Source organism: Dietzia sp. NPDC055343, assembly GCF_053645265.1.
Genome location: NZ_JBSHMJ010000055.1, coordinates 1 through 14,669 on the forward strand (window position 1 = coordinate 1; position 14,669 = coordinate 14,669).

15 protein-coding genes are annotated in these 14,669 nt (G+C 70.7%); 10 read left to right on the forward strand and 5 right to left on the reverse strand.

The genetic code is table 11. The features are described from left to right. The coding region (locus ACWIE7_RS17235) for a glycosyltransferase (RefSeq protein ID WP_454070071.1) at nt 1-1,820 on the forward strand (1,820 nt) is incomplete at its 5' end. A gap of 133 nt (nt 1,821-1,953) precedes the next feature. Beyond that, a complete protein-coding gene (locus ACWIE7_RS17240; RefSeq protein ID WP_454070072.1) occupies nt 1,954-3,060 on the forward strand; it encodes a hypothetical protein in 1,107 nt (368 codons plus the stop codon). Between the two features lie 31 nt (nt 3,061-3,091). Here the strand turns inward: ACWIE7_RS17240 and ACWIE7_RS17245 are convergent, their stop codons facing one another. The 5 genes from ACWIE7_RS17245 to wzm all read right to left on the reverse strand — a co-directional run bounded on the left by ACWIE7_RS17245 (nt 3,092) and on the right by wzm (nt 7,142). Then, on the reverse strand, nt 3,092-3,565 hold the full coding sequence (locus ACWIE7_RS17245) for a PaaI family thioesterase (protein ID WP_454057933.1): 474 nt from the start codon (nt 3,563-3,565) through the stop codon (nt 3,092-3,094). Between the two features lie 70 nt (nt 3,566-3,635). After that, nucleotides 3,636-4,235, reverse strand: coding sequence for a TIGR03086 family metal-binding protein (locus ACWIE7_RS17250; protein ID WP_454070073.1), 600 nt, complete (start codon nt 4,233-4,235; stop codon nt 3,636-3,638). A gap of 44 nt (nt 4,236-4,279) precedes the next feature. After that, nucleotides 4,280-5,224 carry a galactofuranosyltransferase GlfT1 gene (gene glfT1, locus ACWIE7_RS17255; protein ID WP_454070081.1) on the reverse strand — a complete coding sequence of 315 codons (945 nt, stop codon included), beginning with the start codon at nt 5,222-5,224 and terminating at the stop codon, nt 4,280-4,282. A 199-nt stretch (nt 5,225-5,423) separates the two neighbouring features. After that, nucleotides 5,424-6,242 carry a galactan export ABC transporter ATP-binding subunit Wzt/RfbE gene (gene wzt / locus ACWIE7_RS17260; RefSeq protein ID WP_230931178.1) on the reverse strand — a complete coding sequence of 273 codons (819 nt, stop codon included), beginning with the start codon at nt 6,240-6,242 and terminating at the stop codon, nt 5,424-5,426. Between the two features lie 12 nt (nt 6,243-6,254). Beyond that, on the reverse strand, nt 6,255-7,142 hold the full coding sequence (gene wzm, locus ACWIE7_RS17265) for a galactan export ABC transporter permease subunit Wzm/RfbD (protein WP_454070074.1): 888 nt from the start codon (nt 7,140-7,142) through the stop codon (nt 6,255-6,257). Nucleotides 7,143-7,208: 66 nt separating this feature from the next. Between wzm and ACWIE7_RS17270 the strand changes: the two genes are divergently transcribed. The 8 genes from ACWIE7_RS17270 to ACWIE7_RS17305 all read left to right on the forward strand — a co-directional run bounded on the left by ACWIE7_RS17270 (nt 7,209) and on the right by ACWIE7_RS17305 (nt 14,426). After that, nucleotides 7,209-8,225 (forward strand): NADP-dependent oxidoreductase, encoded by a 1,017-nt coding sequence (locus ACWIE7_RS17270; protein WP_454070075.1) that lies wholly within the window; start codon nt 7,209-7,211, stop codon nt 8,223-8,225. A 108-nt stretch (nt 8,226-8,333) separates the two neighbouring features. Beyond that, a complete protein-coding gene (locus ACWIE7_RS17275) occupies nt 8,334-9,833 on the forward strand; it encodes a polysaccharide pyruvyl transferase family protein (RefSeq protein WP_454070076.1) in 1,500 nt (499 codons plus the stop codon). Continuing rightward, complete coding sequence (locus ACWIE7_RS17280) at nt 9,830-10,177, forward strand: hypothetical protein (RefSeq protein ID WP_454070077.1); 348 nt, start codon at nt 9,830-9,832, stop codon at nt 10,175-10,177. The genes ACWIE7_RS17275 and ACWIE7_RS17280 overlap by 4 nt, the downstream gene beginning before the upstream one ends. 91 nt (nt 10,178-10,268) lie before the next feature. Further along, nucleotides 10,269-10,757 carry a pyridoxamine 5'-phosphate oxidase family protein gene (locus ACWIE7_RS17285; protein ID WP_454057927.1) on the forward strand — a complete coding sequence of 163 codons (489 nt, stop codon included), beginning with the start codon at nt 10,269-10,271 and terminating at the stop codon, nt 10,755-10,757. Between the two features lie 48 nt (nt 10,758-10,805). After that, a complete protein-coding gene (locus ACWIE7_RS17290) occupies nt 10,806-11,873 on the forward strand; it encodes an NAD(P)H-binding protein (protein WP_454070078.1) in 1,068 nt (355 codons plus the stop codon). 79 nt (nt 11,874-11,952) lie between these two features. Beyond that, nucleotides 11,953-12,669, forward strand: coding sequence for a CPBP family glutamic-type intramembrane protease (locus ACWIE7_RS17295; protein WP_454057925.1), 717 nt, complete (start codon nt 11,953-11,955; stop codon nt 12,667-12,669). Nucleotides 12,670-12,874: 205 nt separating this feature from the next. Then, nucleotides 12,875-13,873 carry an NAD(P)H-dependent flavin oxidoreductase gene (locus ACWIE7_RS17300; RefSeq protein ID WP_454070079.1) on the forward strand — a complete coding sequence of 333 codons (999 nt, stop codon included), beginning with the start codon at nt 12,875-12,877 and terminating at the stop codon, nt 13,871-13,873. A 4-nt stretch (nt 13,874-13,877) separates the two neighbouring features. After that, the gene (locus ACWIE7_RS17305; RefSeq protein WP_454070080.1) at nt 13,878-14,426 is read left to right on the forward strand and encodes a PadR family transcriptional regulator; all 549 of its coding nucleotides are present in this window, start codon (nt 13,878-13,880) and stop codon (nt 14,424-14,426) included. Nucleotides 14,427-14,669: the final 243 nt, after the last annotated feature.

A 14,669-nucleotide genomic window follows, 5' to 3' on the forward strand; every position in this document is an offset into this window, starting at 1 on the left:
CCGACCGCGACCTGCTCCTCCAGCGGACCCTGTTCTCGGGCCCGCGCAAATGGGTCAACGACGACCTCTACTCGCGCGTCAGCCGCGGCATCGTGCGCCGCACCCGCACGGAGCTGCGGCTCGAGCCTGGCGCGGTCGTCGACACCAACACCTACTTCGGCCGGTTCGAGGCCTCCTACTGGCAGCGGTGGACGGATCTCACCGAGCTGACGGTACGGGTGTCGATCGAGTCGACCGGCCGGGTGGACGTGCTGGCGCGCGCCTCCGACATCGGCTCCCACGTGCGCACGGTGGACATGGTCCACCACGACGGCGACGGGATGGCGGTGCTGCGCGTCCCGCTGGACACGTTCACCGACGGTGGCGCGATGTGGTTGGAGTTCCACGCGGTCGACGCCCAGTCGACGGTGTCGGACGTCGCCTGGAGTACGACGACGACGAGGCCGGTCCGCCGCGCGGCCGTGGCCATCTGCACGTTCAACCGCGCTGATGACTGCGCGGCCACCGTGGACTCGTTGGCGTCCGATCCGCTCGTGGCGGACCTCATCGACGACCTCTACGTCACGGACCAGGGCACCGACCTGGTGGAGACCCGCGATGCCTTCGCGCACGCGGCCCAGGAATTCGGCGACCGCCTGCACTACCTTCGCCAGCCGAACCTCGGCGGGGCCGGCGGATTCAGTCGCGGCATGTTCGAGGCCACCGCACCGGAGGCCCCGGGGCCCGTGGACGTGCTGCTCATGGACGACGACGTGCGGGTCGAGCCGGAGACCGTGCTGCGCCTGTTCGCCTTCGCGGCGGTGACGCGGGAGCCGATGCTCGTGGGCGCGCAGATGATGTATCTGTTCAACCCGGACTACCTGCTGGTCTCCGCCGAGCGCACGGCTCTTGCCGAGCTCAAGGGCGGCCTGGATGCGGACGAGTTCGCGTTGCGCGACGAGTCGGTGGTGGAGAACCTGCAGGAGCGGCGGATCGACGCCGAGTACAACGCCTGGTGGTCCTGCCTCATCCCCGGTGAGGCCGTGGAGAAGGTCGGCCTGCCGATGCCGTACTTCTTCCAGTGGGACGACATCGAATACGGGTTGCGCTGCCGTCAGGCCGGGATGCCCACGTGCACGCTCCAGGGCGCGGCCGTGTGGCACGCCGACTTCTACTGGAAGGACGGCGACGACTTCGGCCAGTTCTTCTCGCAGCGGAATTCACTGGTCACGGCTTCGATCCGGCAGGGCATCGACCCGAAGGACATGGCCAAGAACCTGGCGCGCACCGTGCTCCGCGCGATCGTGGCCATGCAGTACGGGCTGGCGGCCACGCGGCTGCGGGGCATCGAGGCGTTCCTCGATGGTCCCGACGGCGCGTTCGGTGTCGGGGACGGTGGACAGCGTGCGTTGGCGGCGATTCGCGAGGAGCGCGCGGGGTACCCGGAAACCGCCAAGCTGGGCGTAGAGGCGCTGCCGGCCGGTATCACGATGGAGCGTAAGGTCGGTATCCCGCGCGAGGACCGCGAGGACCAGGTGCTGGCCAAGCGGCTGCTCGTGCAGAAGCTCGGCCGGCAGCGTCGGGGGGTCGTGGCGATCCCGTACGAGGACGCCGCATGGTGGCATGTGGCGCTGTTCGACGAGGTGTACGTGACCGACGCCTCCCAGACCGGGGTGCACCACCGCAAGGTGGATCCGGCCCGTGCCTCCGAGCTCCAGAAGCGGCTGGCCTCGCTGCTCGCGCGCTTCGTCCGCGAGACCCCGGCCGCGCAGGAGCGCTGGCGACGGGCACAGGCCGAGCTGACCACGCGGGAGAACTGGGCGCGACTCTACGGACTGTGAGCCCAGGTGCGGGACGAGTCACGCCGGGCCGTGCGCGGGACTTTCTCCACAGGCCGTCCCCTGTCCACAGGTGACCGGCTCGACGCCCGTTTTCGGCGGGGTGGCAGCCGCCGCGTAGTACACAGTGGACGGCATGAATCCGTCTGCTCCGATCGCCCCGTCGACGTTTCCCGCACTGTCCGATCCCGTCGGTGAGCCCTGGCCGCTCGAGCTGCAGATGCTGCCGCCGGGACCGTTGACGTCGGCCGAACTGGCGGAGCAGGTGTCGCCCTCGCTGGTCAGGAGGCATTATCGCCGGATCTGGCATGGCATGTATCGGCGCGAGGACCAGGCCGACGGTCTTGAGATCCGCAGCCGCGCGCTGGCAAAGACCTTTCCGGACGGTGTCCTGCGCGGGCGCAGCGCGGCGCTGATGTGGGGCGACGACTCGGCGCCGGAGGACGCCCCACCGGAGATCTGGCTCCCGGCCACCCGCCGGACCCGTCAGGGGCGGGTGTACCGATACGGGGCGATGCCCGGGCACGCGATCACCGAGGTCGACGGCGTTCGGGTGACGACACCGCTACGGACCTGCCGCGACCTGGCCATGGACCTCGAGTTCGAGGACGCGGTGGTCTCAGTCGAGGGACTGTGCGCGATGGTGGCGGAGCTGCCCGCCCAACTGCGGGCGGCGGCCGAGCATCCGAGCGGGCGAGGGGCACGCGACTTCGAGCAGGTCGTGCGCGCCTGCGACCCACGGTCGGTCTCGGCCATGTCATCCCGGGCGCGGATGGTCCTCGCGGATGCGGGTTGCGGGGACTTTGGACACGGACACCAGGTGCGGTTGGGCAGAAACATGGTCGAACTGCCGCTGGCCGATCCCGTCGCGAGATGCGCTGTGTTCACCTCACCACCACCGGCACCGGCATCGGCGGTATCGACATCGGCATCGGTGCGGTCGGGCACGTCGTCGCAGGCGGGGGATACGGAGTCCCTCCGGGCACGCAGGGACAGGGCCTCCGCTCGTCACCAGTCCCGGCTCCAGGGCGCCGGCTGGACGGTGATCATCGTGCGTGAACAGGCGCGAGGGGCCGCGACTCTACTGCCGCGGCCGGGCACGGTTCCGGATATAGGACCGGCGGGCGTTCCCCGGAGGGCCGCGGGATTGCTGGCCGCGCGGTGGCCGGCGACCGAGATCCGCCTGCCCGCTCACGGGGAAGCCGCCAGTGACCCGCACGGGCTCTGGGGCTCACCGTGGTGATCGTCGGGGGCGTGGCGCTTCCCGCAGGAGGTCAGCCCCGGCGCCGGACGGACATCGTGTGTCGGGCCTCGACCACGGCCTTCTCGCGGGAGTCGACGATGAGGGCGGTGTGCACCACGCTGGTGCTGCGCTGTTCGGAGAGTTGGTCGCGGATCATGTCGGCCTCGGTGGCCGGGACCTCGACCCTGCACGTCAGCCGGCCGCGGCCGGGCCGGTGGAAGTCGATCGTCGCGCTCTTCGTCCACACCTGGTAGCCGCCACCGAGCTGACCGGACAGCAGTGCGCCGTAGAGGACGTCGGTGGCGGCGAAGAGTGCGCCCCCGAAGGCCGTGCCGTTCGTGTTGGCGGTCCACGGGGCCACCCGCATGGTCAACTCTCCGCTGGTCCAGTCCGGGGCGATGTGGCGGATGCGGATCCCCGACCCGAGCAGAGGCGGGTAGAGCGACGCCAGCACGGGGAACGCCGTGGGGCTGGCGGAGTAGCGGTGCAGCATCGTCTTGGGCACGCCACGATCGTAACTTACTCGCCGGTCAGTTAGCGCCCGGCCGGGTCAGCCGCGCGGCCACCGCCCGGGGTCAGCCGCGCGGCCACCGCCCGGGGTCGCGACCGGTCAGCGCGAGGGCCGTGTGGCGCGCGGGGGCACCGGGGCCGTCGAAACCCGGAATCGGGGGGTCGAACAGGTCCGGCGCGGGATTCTCGGCGAGATCGGTCCGGACGAACTCCAGCACGGCCTGCTCGAGATCGTCGCCCCACGGCAGGTCGCGGCCCTGGGAGGCGGCGATGTCCCAGGCGTGGACCGCCAGATCGAAGGTCTGCTGGGCCAGATAGTGCCCGGCCGGCGCGCTGCCGTAGGAGAGGTTGACCTGTGTGTCCGCGTCCGTCCCCCGCCACGCGGCAGACACCGGCGCCCGCACCCCACTCCACTGGTCTACGAGGTCGGGGCCGGACATCTCACGCAGGCGGCGCAGCGGGCCCTCGAGGTCCTCGGCCACCTCGTCGATAGTCCCGCCCGCGAGCAGGCCCGGGACCCAGAGTTGCTCGTCCACCACGTGGGAGAGCACCTCCCGCGCGGTCCACGAACTGCACGGCGTGGCGGCATCCCAGTCGGTGGCTCCCGCCAGGGCCTCCTCGAAGACGTCGGCGGCGCGGGCTTGCAGGGCGATCCAGTCGGTCATACGCCCATCATGCGCTCCCGGCAACCTCGCCGCATCCCGCCGGCTCAGGGCTTGTCGAAGTGCTCGCCCGCGCCCATGCGTTGCAGGCGCAGCCACTCGCGGAAGCCGGCCGGGTCGCGGCGGGAGACGAGGAAGTACCAGCCGAATCGCACGATCTCCTGCGGGATCAGCTTGCGCATGCCCGGCTGGGACAGCAGGTAGCCGCGGTTACGGTAGGTGAAATGCCGCTTGACCGGGTCGTCCGGGAACTGGGTGTGCATGCGGCCGCCGAGGATCGGTTTGAACTCGTCGGAGCCCTGCGGGTGCAGGTACGCGGTGGTCAGGCAGGTGCCGAACGGTAGGCCGGAGCGTGCCAGGCGGCGGTGCACCTCGACCTCGTCGCCGCGGATGAACAGGCGCAGATCGGGCACGCCCACGCGGTCGAGCGCGTCGGCGGTGAACAACGCGCCGTTGAACAGCGAGGCGATGCCCGGCAGCAGGTCGGTGCCCGCCCCGGGCGCCCCGGTTGCCTCGGTCGCGCCGGCCGGGTTCGTCGCCACGTCGCGCTGGTCGTCGGCGAACAACTCGCTGCGCCACCGACGCCACACCAGACCGCGGCGCAGGGGGAAGGCCAGGCGATCGGGGTCGTCGAGGTCACACACGACCGGCGAGACCTGTGCCAGGCCGTGGCGGTCCATGCAGCCGAGCAGGGTGGCCAGGACGTCGGGGCCCTCGGGGCGGCCGTCGTCGTCAGCGCACCACACCAGGTCGGCGCCGGTGGCGAGGGCGTGCAGCATGCCGAGCGCGAACCCGCCCGCGCCGCCGAGATTGTGCTTGGAGCCGATGTAGGTGGCCGCGACCGGCTGCGATTCGACCAGCTCACGCACGGACTGCTCGTCGGCGTTGTCCACCACGACCAGGTGGTCGATCTGCCGGGTCTGACCGCACACCACCTCGAGCGAGGCGCGGAGCTGCTCGAGGCGCCGATGTGTGACCACCACGGCCACCACGCACCGCGAGTCGGCGGCTCGCTGCCCACTTGCGCGCCCGGAATGCTCACTTTCGACCTGGTTACGCGCCCTGTTTGCGCCATTCTGGGCGCGCAACTCGTCGACGCCTTCGCCGGCCTGCGCGCCGCCCGCGCGGTCCGCCAGCGCGCCGCCGGCCTGCGCGCCGCCCGCGCCGGAGCCGCCGGACCCCGCCCCGGCCTCAGCCCTCACGCTTCATCCTCTCCATGTATTCCGCGATCGAGCGGCCGGCCTCGGGCCCCTCGTAGGCGGTGACGATCTCCTCGATGCCGCCGCTCTGCCGGATCCGGCCGTGGTCAATCCACATCGCGGAGTCGCACAGCTGCGCGAGGAACTCGTTGGAGTGCGAGGCGAACACCAGGATGCCGGAGCGCGAGACCAGGTCGGCCAGCTTCACGCGCGCCTTCTTCATGAACTCCGCGTCCACGGCGCCGATGCCCTCGTCCAGCAGCAGGATCTCGGGATCGATCGAGGTCACCACGCCCATCGCGAGCCGCACGCGCATGCCGGTGGAGTAGGTGCGCAGCGGCATGTCGAGGTAGTCACCGAGCTCGGTGAAGTCGGCGATCTCCTCGACCTTGGCCTTCATCTGCTTGCGCGTCTGCCCGAGGAACAGACCGCGGATGATGATGTTCTCGTAGCCGGAGATCTCCGGGTCCATGCCCACGCCCAGGTCGAACACGGGCGCCACGCGGCCGCGGATCCGTGCGGCGCCGCGGGTGGGCTCGTAGATGCCCGAAAGCAGCCGGAGCAGCGTGGACTTGCCGGCGCCGTTGTGTCCGACCAGGCCGATGCGGTCTCCCTCGCGGAGGGAGAGGGTGATGTCCTTGAGGGCTTCGACGACGACGACGTTGGACGCGTTCCGCCCGATCGCGCCGCCTGCGGACCCGAGGACGGCCTTCTTGAGCGACCGCGACTTGGCGTCGAAGATCGGGAAGTCCACGCAGGCGTCGACGCAGTCGATGGACACGCCGCCGGGAGTGGGCGCAGCAGGACTCATGGGTTGTACCTCCTACACCCAGTACGGGACTCGGGAGCGGAACTTACGCAGGACGAGGAAGGCCAGCAGCAGGCCGACGGCGGTGCAGCCCAGGACGATCCACCAGTGGTAGGCGGCGACGGGCTGCCCGAGCATGGGCGCGCGGACGATCTCCAGGTAGTGGTAGAGCGGGTTGAGTTCGGCGATACGGGCCCGGTCGGCGATCTGACCCCCCTGCTCGTACAGCGTCTGCGTGGTCCACACGATGGGGGTCATGTAGAACAGCAGCTGCACCATCGAGTCGAGCAGCGGCGCGATGTCGCGGAAACGGGTGGCCAGGATGCCGAACAGCATCGACACCCAGACGCCGTTGATCATGAGCACCGCCAGGCCCAGGACCGACAGCAGCAGCTCCCAGCCCAGCGGGCGCGGGAAGACGATCATGAGCACCACCCAGATGACCAGGTTGTGCAGCAGGAACAGGAACTGACGCCAGACCAGCCGGTAGACGTGCACGCTCAGCGCGCTGGGCAGCTGCCTGATCAGGCCCTCGTTGGCGATGAAGACCTCGGAGCCCTCCTTGATGCATCCGGAGATGAAACCCCACATGATCAGGCCCACGGTGACGTGGGGCAGGAAGTCGGCGAGCGGGATCTGGAACAGGATGGAGTAGAGGAACCCCAGCGCCACGGCCATGACGCCGGTGGCGATGGTGATCCACAGGGGCCCGAGCGTGGAGCGCCGGTACCGCTGCTTGATGTCCTGCCAGCCGAGGGAAAGCCACAGCTCGCGCTGGTGCAGCCCCTGCCGGAGGTCGCCCACGGCACGGCGGAAGGTCTGGGAGTCATTGACGATCTCGCCGCGTGCGCGCTCGTCGGGGAGCGTCGCCGAGGTGGTATCGGGATGGGACTGGTCCTGCACGAACGCGAAGCCTACTAGAGCGGCGGGCCTCGGCAGCCCCGCCGCGAGGGGGCGTAGACAGTAGGCATGACGACCAGCACTCAGATCCAGCTCGCCAGCCGACCCCGCGGGTGGCCGACGCACGAGAACTTCCGCACGGTCACCGTCGAACTCCCGGAGCTCGGAGAAGGGGAGATCCGGGTGGCGAACGAGTTCGTCTCCGTCGACCCGTACATGCGCGGCCGGATGAACGAGGGCCGCTCCTACATCCCGCCGTTCGAGCTCGACCAGACCATGACCGGTGGGGCGGTGGGCCGCGTGGTCGAGTCCCGCTCGGACGAGCATCCGGTGGGCGCGGTGGTCCTGCACGACCTCGGGTGGCGGGACGTGGCCCAGGGGCCGGGCCGGCAGTTCCGGGTGGTCCGGGAGATCGACGGCGTGCCGAACTCCGCGCACCTGGGGATCCTCGGCACCACCGGGCTCACCGCGTACGTGGGGCTCATGCACGTCGCGCGGTTCACGGCCGGGGACACGGTGTTCGTCTCGGGCGCTGCCGGGTCGGTCGGTTCGGCGGTGGGGCAGATCGCGCGGCTCGAGGGGGCCTCGAAGGTCGTCGGCTCGGCCGGCAGCAAGGAGAAGGTGGACACGGTCACCGGACGGTACGGGTTCGACGCGGCGGTGAACTACAAGGACGGCCCGATCCGCACGCTCCTGCGCGGGCACTTCGGCGACGTGGAGGGAGAGGGGATCGACGTCTACTTCGACAACGTGGGCGGCGACCACCTCGAGGCGGCGCTGGACCTGATGAACGACGAGGGCCGCATCGCGATGTGCGGCGCGATCAGTTCCTACAACTCCACCGAGCGCGCCCCCGGGCCCGACAACCTCTGGCTCATGATCACGCGCCGGCTGACGATGCAGGGCTTCACGATCAACAAGCAGATGGGCCACTACAAGGAGTTCGTGTCCAAGGTCGCCCCGTGGGTGGCCTCCGGCGAGCTGGTCTTCGACGAGACCGTGGTGGACGGGATCGACAATGCCGTCGACGCGTTCCTCGACATGATGGGCGGCGCGAACGTCGGAAAGATGGTCGTCAAGATCTGACCCGGCACCTCAGCCGGCCGGCGCCGAGGCGGTAGGTTCCCGCGTCACCTGGACGCATGACCTGGGGTGGGCCGCTGGGCGTCGGGCGCGGTGCGGCAGGGTGGAGCCATGTCGTCCCCGCTGCGCCGTGCCGCGTCCGTCGATCCGTCGCCGCCCTCGCCGGGTGAGCGTCTGCCGGATCGTGTCGCCGCCGGGCTCCGGCAGCGGGCGCGTCGCTCGCTGGACGGGCTGCGCGCCGCGGCGGACGCCCGCTGGGGCCGGCCCCGCGACGAGAGTCGGCCGATCTACCTGGTGGCCCCGGCCGGTCACCCGAACCACGGCGACGAGCAGCTGCTGGCCGGTTGGCTGCGCTACCTGCGGCATCGCCTGCCCGGTACGCCCGTGGTGGTGGACTGCCACACGCCCGGCCAGGCCGCGGTGTTGCATCATGCCGAGCACCCGGACGTGCTGTTCACCGACACGCTGTGGCGCCTGGCGGGGGAGTACGCGGGGTTCGAGCCCTCCGCGGCCGGCGCCGACTCCGACGTCACCGCAGCCCCCGCCGCCGCGGCCGTCGCCTTCTGTCGACAGTCGGTCGCCGACCTCGGTGTGCGCCCGGCGCTGGCCTCGGGCATCGAGCTACTGCGCAGCGCATCCATCATCCATCTGATCGGCGGCGGCTACGTCAACGACCAGTGGCCGCATCACCTCGGCGTGGTGGCCGGCGCGGCGGAGGCCGGCCGGCTGGCCGACGCGACCGTGGTGGCCACGGGGCAGGGCTTCACCCCGTGCGCGGACGTCGGCCCGCTCGCCGACGCGCTGGCCGGGTTCGATCTGGTCACCGTCCGCGACGCCGCGTCTCGCCACCTGCTGGCGGGCACCGACGCGCCCGTCCATCTGGTGGGCGACGACGGCTGGCTGTCCCTTGCCGGCGGGGGCGGGATCGAGGCCGGCGACCACCCCGTCTACTCCGACGACCCCCACGCCGCCCGCGACCTCGTGCTGTGTGCGCAGTCGGATCTGGCGGAGCCGGAGGTCATCGCCGAGGCAGTCGCGCGGATCCTCGCCGCCTGGAAGATCCCGGGGGAGCGGATCACCGTGGTGGAGTCGATCCCCGGCGGGGACCGCGTGGTGTGGGACCTGGTGTGTGCCCGCGCCGACGCCGCCTCCGCCGCCGACGCCGCCTCCGCCGCCGACGCCGTCTCCGCCGTCGACGCCGCCGCCGACGCGGGGACCGTCGGTGGGGGCGACGACGACGAGGTGGGCCGCGCGCTCGCCGGTCTGCAACTGCCCATGGCGCGTTTCGTGCCGTTCCAGGAACTGTGGGCCACGGGACTGCCCGCACGGTCCGGGCAGGCATGGCTGACCACCCGTTTCCATCCGCACCTGTTCGCGGCCGCGCGCGGGGCCTCCGGGGTGGCACTCCGGAGCGGGTCGGCGTACTACGACGTCAAGCACGCGTCCCTGGCCGATGCGGGATCGCCGTGGGTCACCGTGAACGCGCACGACGTCGTCGTCGTCGACCCCCTGGTCCCACCCCTGCCGACGGCGGGCGGCTTCGACTCGTCGGCGGTGTCCGCGCTGATCGCCGCGGCGGAAGCGCTGGCCGACGAGGTGTACCCGCTGTGACGCCGCAGGACATCGACCTCGACGGGCGGCGCTTCGCCGGCGTGACCAATTCCGCCGACGGCGAGGTGGGGCAGGCGACGGTGTTCACCTACCGCCAGGACGGCGAGGTGATCTGGGCCGAGTACGGCGGCGGCGCCGTGGTCCGCGGCTACCTGGTGGGCACCCGCGCCGGGGAGGTGCTGCGCTTCCGGTACTCGCACCTGGGCACCGACGGGCAGACCTCGGGCGGAGTCTGCGAGTCGACGATCGAGGTGACGGGCGACGGCCGTGTGCGGTTCCACGAGTCCTGGACCTGGGAGTCGCGTCCGGGCTCGGGCACCAGCGTCGTCGAGGAGATCCGATGATCGGCTAGCGGTTTTCGGATCGCGACCGCGGCGGTACCGTCCCCACGACGGGCCGATGACACGGCCACCCGCGATCGCGAGAGGATCCGAAATGTCCGAGGACACCCGTTCGCCCGAGCAAATCGTCGCCGACCTCGTCGAGAAGTCGCCCATCTGCATGGTCACCACCACCGCGGCCGATGGCCGGCTCGAGGCCCGTCCGATGACGCGGCAGGACTCCGCATTCGACGGCCGGATCCGATTCCTCGCCCCGCGCGACGGTGATCTGGTCACCGAGGTCCGCGCCGACTCGAAGGTCAACGTCTCCGTGCAGTCCTCCGACGGATTCGTGTCCGTCTCGGGCCGGGCGGAGGTCGACGACTCCCGCGAGACCGTCGACCAGAACTGGAACGCTGCGACCGAAGCATGGTTTCCGGACGGCCCGGAGACGGCCGTCGGACTCGTCGTCCACGCCGACTCGGCCGAGTACTGGGACTCGAGCGGATCCACCATCGCGCACGTCGCGTCGTTCGTCCGCGCGGCGGTGTCCGGAGACGACCACACGCCCGATATGGGCACGAGCGGCACAGTGGAGCTGTGAGATGACGAACTCTTCCATGGCCGCGCACGACGCCGGCAGGCCCGGCCGATGAGCGCCCCCCGGGGCGATTCCGCTGCCGCACCTCGTGCGGTCCTGGTGATCGGAGCAACAGGCTACGTCGGCTCTCGGCTGGTCCCCCGGCTGCTGGCCGACGGGGCGCGTGTCTCGGTGCTCGTTCGTTCGCCGGACAAACTCGAGGACGTCCCGTGGCGGGAGGACGTCACCGTCCATAAGGGCGGTCTCGAGGACGAGGAGACACTGACGGCGGCGCTGAGTCAGGTCGATGTCGCCTGCCACCTGGTCCACGCCATGGGCACCTCGCCCGATTTCGTCCGCGAGGAGCGTGAGACCGCGCGGACCTTCGTCCGTGCGGCCGAGGCCGCCGGAATCGACCGGATCGTCCATCTGTCCGGCCTGCATCCGCCCGGCGAGGAGGATCTGTCGGACCATCTGCGCTCGCGCGTGGAGGTCGGGCGCATCCTCCTCGGGTCGTCCGTGCCGGCGCTGGTGCTGCAGGCCGGTGTCGTCATCGGCTCGGGATCGGCATCGTTCGAGATGATCCGGCACCTGACCAGTCGCCTGCCGGCCATGGTCACGCCGAGGTGGGTGGGCAACCGTATCCAGCCGATCGGCGTCGCCGACGTGATGCACTACCTGTCCGCAGCGGTCGGTTGTTCGATCGGGGACAGCCGCACGATCGACGTCGGCGGCCCCGACGTGCTGACGTACGGCGAGATGATGCAGGTCTTCGCCGAGGAAGCCGGGCTGCATCGACGGATCATGCTGCCGGTCCCGCTGCTGACGCCCACGTTGTCGGCGCTGTGGAGCGGGCTCGTCACGCCCCTTCCCCGGGGGTTGGCGGGCCCGCTGATCGAGTCGCTGCGCTCCGAGGCGATCGTTCATCGAGACGACGCGGAGTCCGTACTGGGAGCCCCTGCCGGCGGGCGGACCGGCTATCGAGACGCGGTTCGCCAGGCACTGCGGGTCCCGATCGGCCCGCGGAATCCGGCGAGCTGGCCGGAGGCCGACCCTCTCGGTGACCCGGCCACGCAGCTGCCCTCCGACGCAGACTGGGCCGGAGTCCGTCCCCCGGTGCTGTGGCAGGCGGGCAGCTGACGAGAACCACCATGGATGTCGCGTGCCGGACGACTACGGCTGAGTTGGTTCCCCCGGCGTACCTGTCGGAGCACCCTTGATGACCGCCTCGGACACCGTGCCCGGGCGGTACCTGCGAGCGCTACGCACCGGGGACGAGGACCCGACGGACCCGTCGGCACTGCGCCGGCGTCGGCTCATCGCGGTGATCGTCACGCTCGCCGTCGGAGTGATCGTCAGTGCCTGGGCGCTCCGGATCCCGGCTGGCGACCCGCTGTTCTATCCCGCCACGGCCGCACTGGCACTGGTGTGGTTGATCGGCGCGTTCGCCTCGGGCCCCGTCCACCTCGGCAGCGAACCGTATCGCCCCGGCCGGCGGCCCGTGGTGACCTCTGTCGGCATCGCGGTGGCGCTGGTGGCGCTCTTCTGTGCCGGCGCGCTCGTCGTCGCCCAGATCCCCGCGTTACGTGATCCAGTGGACGACCTCCTCGCGCACGGCACCCGCGGCAATCTCGTGGCGGTCGCCGCGCTCACCGCCGTCAACGGGATCGCCGAGGAGTGTTTCCATCGCGGCGCCGTCTACTCCGCCACGCAGCGGGTCCATCCGGTCATCATCACGACGATCGTCTACGCGGCGGTGACCGCGACCACCGGCATCCCGCTTCTTGTACTGGCCGCCGTGATTCTCGGTGTAGTTACGGCGGTTCAACGACGCTGTACCGGAGGCGTCCTGGGCCCGTGCATCACCCACGTCGCGTGGTCGCTGGTCATGCTCATCGCATTGGGGCCGCTTCTGGACGCCGCCTCAGCCCTCTAGTGCGTGGCTCCCCCAACTACGTGGTGACCAGCCGTCACCCCGGTACGCATTCCCTGCCGTGCACCAGGGGATGTGCTGACGGTAGTGGCGGCTCGTCAGCGGGGCCCGCTCGATCTTTATGCAAACTGTTGCATGAACGCGCGGGCGGACGTACCGTCGGAATCGATGCGTCAGTGCGCGCCTCCCGCCCCGAAAGGAAAGCCCGATGGCCCTTCCCCCAGTTCTCTCCGGCCCGATGACCGTCCCCGTGGTGGCCTCGCCGATGTTCATCTACTCCGGTCCCGAGCTCGTGGCCGCACAGTGCCAGGCCGGCGTGATCGGCTCGTTCCCGTCCCTCAACGCGCGCCCGCAGTCGCTGCTGGGCGAGTGGCTCGACCAGATCACCGAGAGCAACGCCGCCTACGCGGCGGCGAACCCCGGCGCGTATGTCGCACCGTTCGCGGTCAACCTGATCGTCCATCGCTCCAACGACCGGCTCGAGGAGGATCTCGCGACGATCGTCAAGCACGAGGTGCCCATCGTCATCACCTCGCTGGGCGCGCGTGAGGAGGTCAATGAGGCCGTGCACGCGTACGGCGGCATCGTGTTGCACGACGTGATAAACAACAAGTTCGCGCGCAAGGCCATCGAGAAGGGCGCCGACGGTCTGGTCGCCGTGGCGGCGGGCGCCGGCGGCCACGCGGGAACCCAGTCGCCGTTCGCGCTGGTGCAGGAGATCCGTGAGTGGTTCGACGGCCCGCTGCTGCTCTCGGGAGCGATCTCGCACGGGCGCTCGATCCTCGCGGCCCAGGCCGCGGGCGCCGACCTGGCCTACATCGGCTCGGCGTTCCTGGCCACCCAGGAGTCGCGGGCGACGGACGGCTACAAGCAGATGATCGTCGACAGCACCGCCTCCGACATCGTCTACAGCAACCTGTTCACCGGCATCCACGGCAACTATCTGCGCGGCAGCATCGAGGCGGCCGGTATGGACCCGGACAACCTCGCCGAGTCGGACCCGTCCGCGATGGACTTCGGCACCGGCGAGGCCGGTGATTCCAAAGCGTGGCGCGACATCTGGGGCGCCGGCCAGGGGGTGGGCGCGGTGACGGCGACCGTCACCTCCCGCGAGCTCGTGGACCGGCTGCGCACCGAGTACGAGTTGGCTGCCGGGGCGCTCTCGGCGACCGCCGCCGCCACCACCACGTGCTCGTCCGCACGCTGAGCGGATGTCCCTGAAGTTCGCGATCCTCACCTCGCTCACCGAGCGGGAGGGCAGCGGCATCGAACTCGCCCGCCGGTTCGACAAGTCCATCGGTTACTTCTGGCCGGCCACGCACCAGCAGATCTACCGGGAGCTCGACCGACTGACCACCGACGGCCTCATTCGCGAGCTGCCGCAGGAGGGCCCGCCGCGGCGCGGGCAGCCCAAGCGCTTCGCGGTGACGGCCGAAGGGCGGGGCCTGCTCGAGAACTGGGTCGGCGAACCGGACGAGCCGGAGCCGATGCGCTCGACGCTCGCCGTGCGGGTGCGGGCGGCCGCGGTGACCGGTAGGACGGACGAGCTCCGCCACGCCCTGGAGCATCACCGCCGGAGACGGAAGGACCTCCTCGAGCACTACCTCGCCATCGAGGAGAGGGACTTCCCCGCCGTGGAGCCCTCGGATGTGCGCGGGGTGCTCCAGTACCGGGTGCTCAACCTGGGCATCGAGGGGGAGCGGTCGTGGCTCGCGTGGTGCGACGAGACCCTCGGCGCACTGGACCGGCTCCAAGTGTGAGGGGGATGCCCTCACAGGGCGGACGCCCAATCGAGCGAATATGGGCAGGCTCCCGCTGTGGACGTCGAGAACGGGGATGTCGCACCGAGGTGATCGCGGCTTCACCGAGTAGCCGCCTCACACGTCACATGGACTGGTAGACGGCAGTCTCGAACTCGAGGAAGTTGTCGACGGCGGCCGGGTCCATGAACGGCAGGACCTGGCTGCCCCAGATTCCGGCGACGCCGGCCTCGCGGTCGATCC

Coding starts and splice junctions, on each gene's coding strand:
- ACWIE7_RS17240 (WP_454070072.1), top strand. CDS start 1,954: ATGAATCCGTCTGCTCCGATCGCCCCGTCGACGTTTCCCGCACTGTCC.
- ACWIE7_RS17250 (WP_454070073.1), bottom strand. CDS start 4,235: ATGACCGACTGGATCGCCCTGCAAGCCCGCGCCGCCGACGTCTTCGAG.
- wzt (WP_230931178.1), bottom strand. CDS start 6,242: ATGAGTCCTGCTGCGCCCACTCCCGGCGGCGTGTCCATCGACTGCGTC.
- ACWIE7_RS17270 (WP_454070075.1), top strand. CDS start 7,209: ATGACGACCAGCACTCAGATCCAGCTCGCCAGCCGACCCCGCGGGTGG.
- ACWIE7_RS17275 (WP_454070076.1), top strand. CDS start 8,334: ATGTCGTCCCCGCTGCGCCGTGCCGCGTCCGTCGATCCGTCGCCGCCC.
- ACWIE7_RS17285 (WP_454057927.1), top strand. CDS start 10,269: ATGTCCGAGGACACCCGTTCGCCCGAGCAAATCGTCGCCGACCTCGTC.
- ACWIE7_RS17290 (WP_454070078.1), top strand. CDS start 10,806: ATGAGCGCCCCCCGGGGCGATTCCGCTGCCGCACCTCGTGCGGTCCTG.
- ACWIE7_RS17295 (WP_454057925.1), top strand. CDS start 11,953: ATGACCGCCTCGGACACCGTGCCCGGGCGGTACCTGCGAGCGCTACGC.
- ACWIE7_RS17300 (WP_454070079.1), top strand. CDS start 12,875: ATGGCCCTTCCCCCAGTTCTCTCCGGCCCGATGACCGTCCCCGTGGTG.
- ACWIE7_RS17305 (WP_454070080.1), top strand. CDS start 13,878: ATGTCCCTGAAGTTCGCGATCCTCACCTCGCTCACCGAGCGGGAGGGC.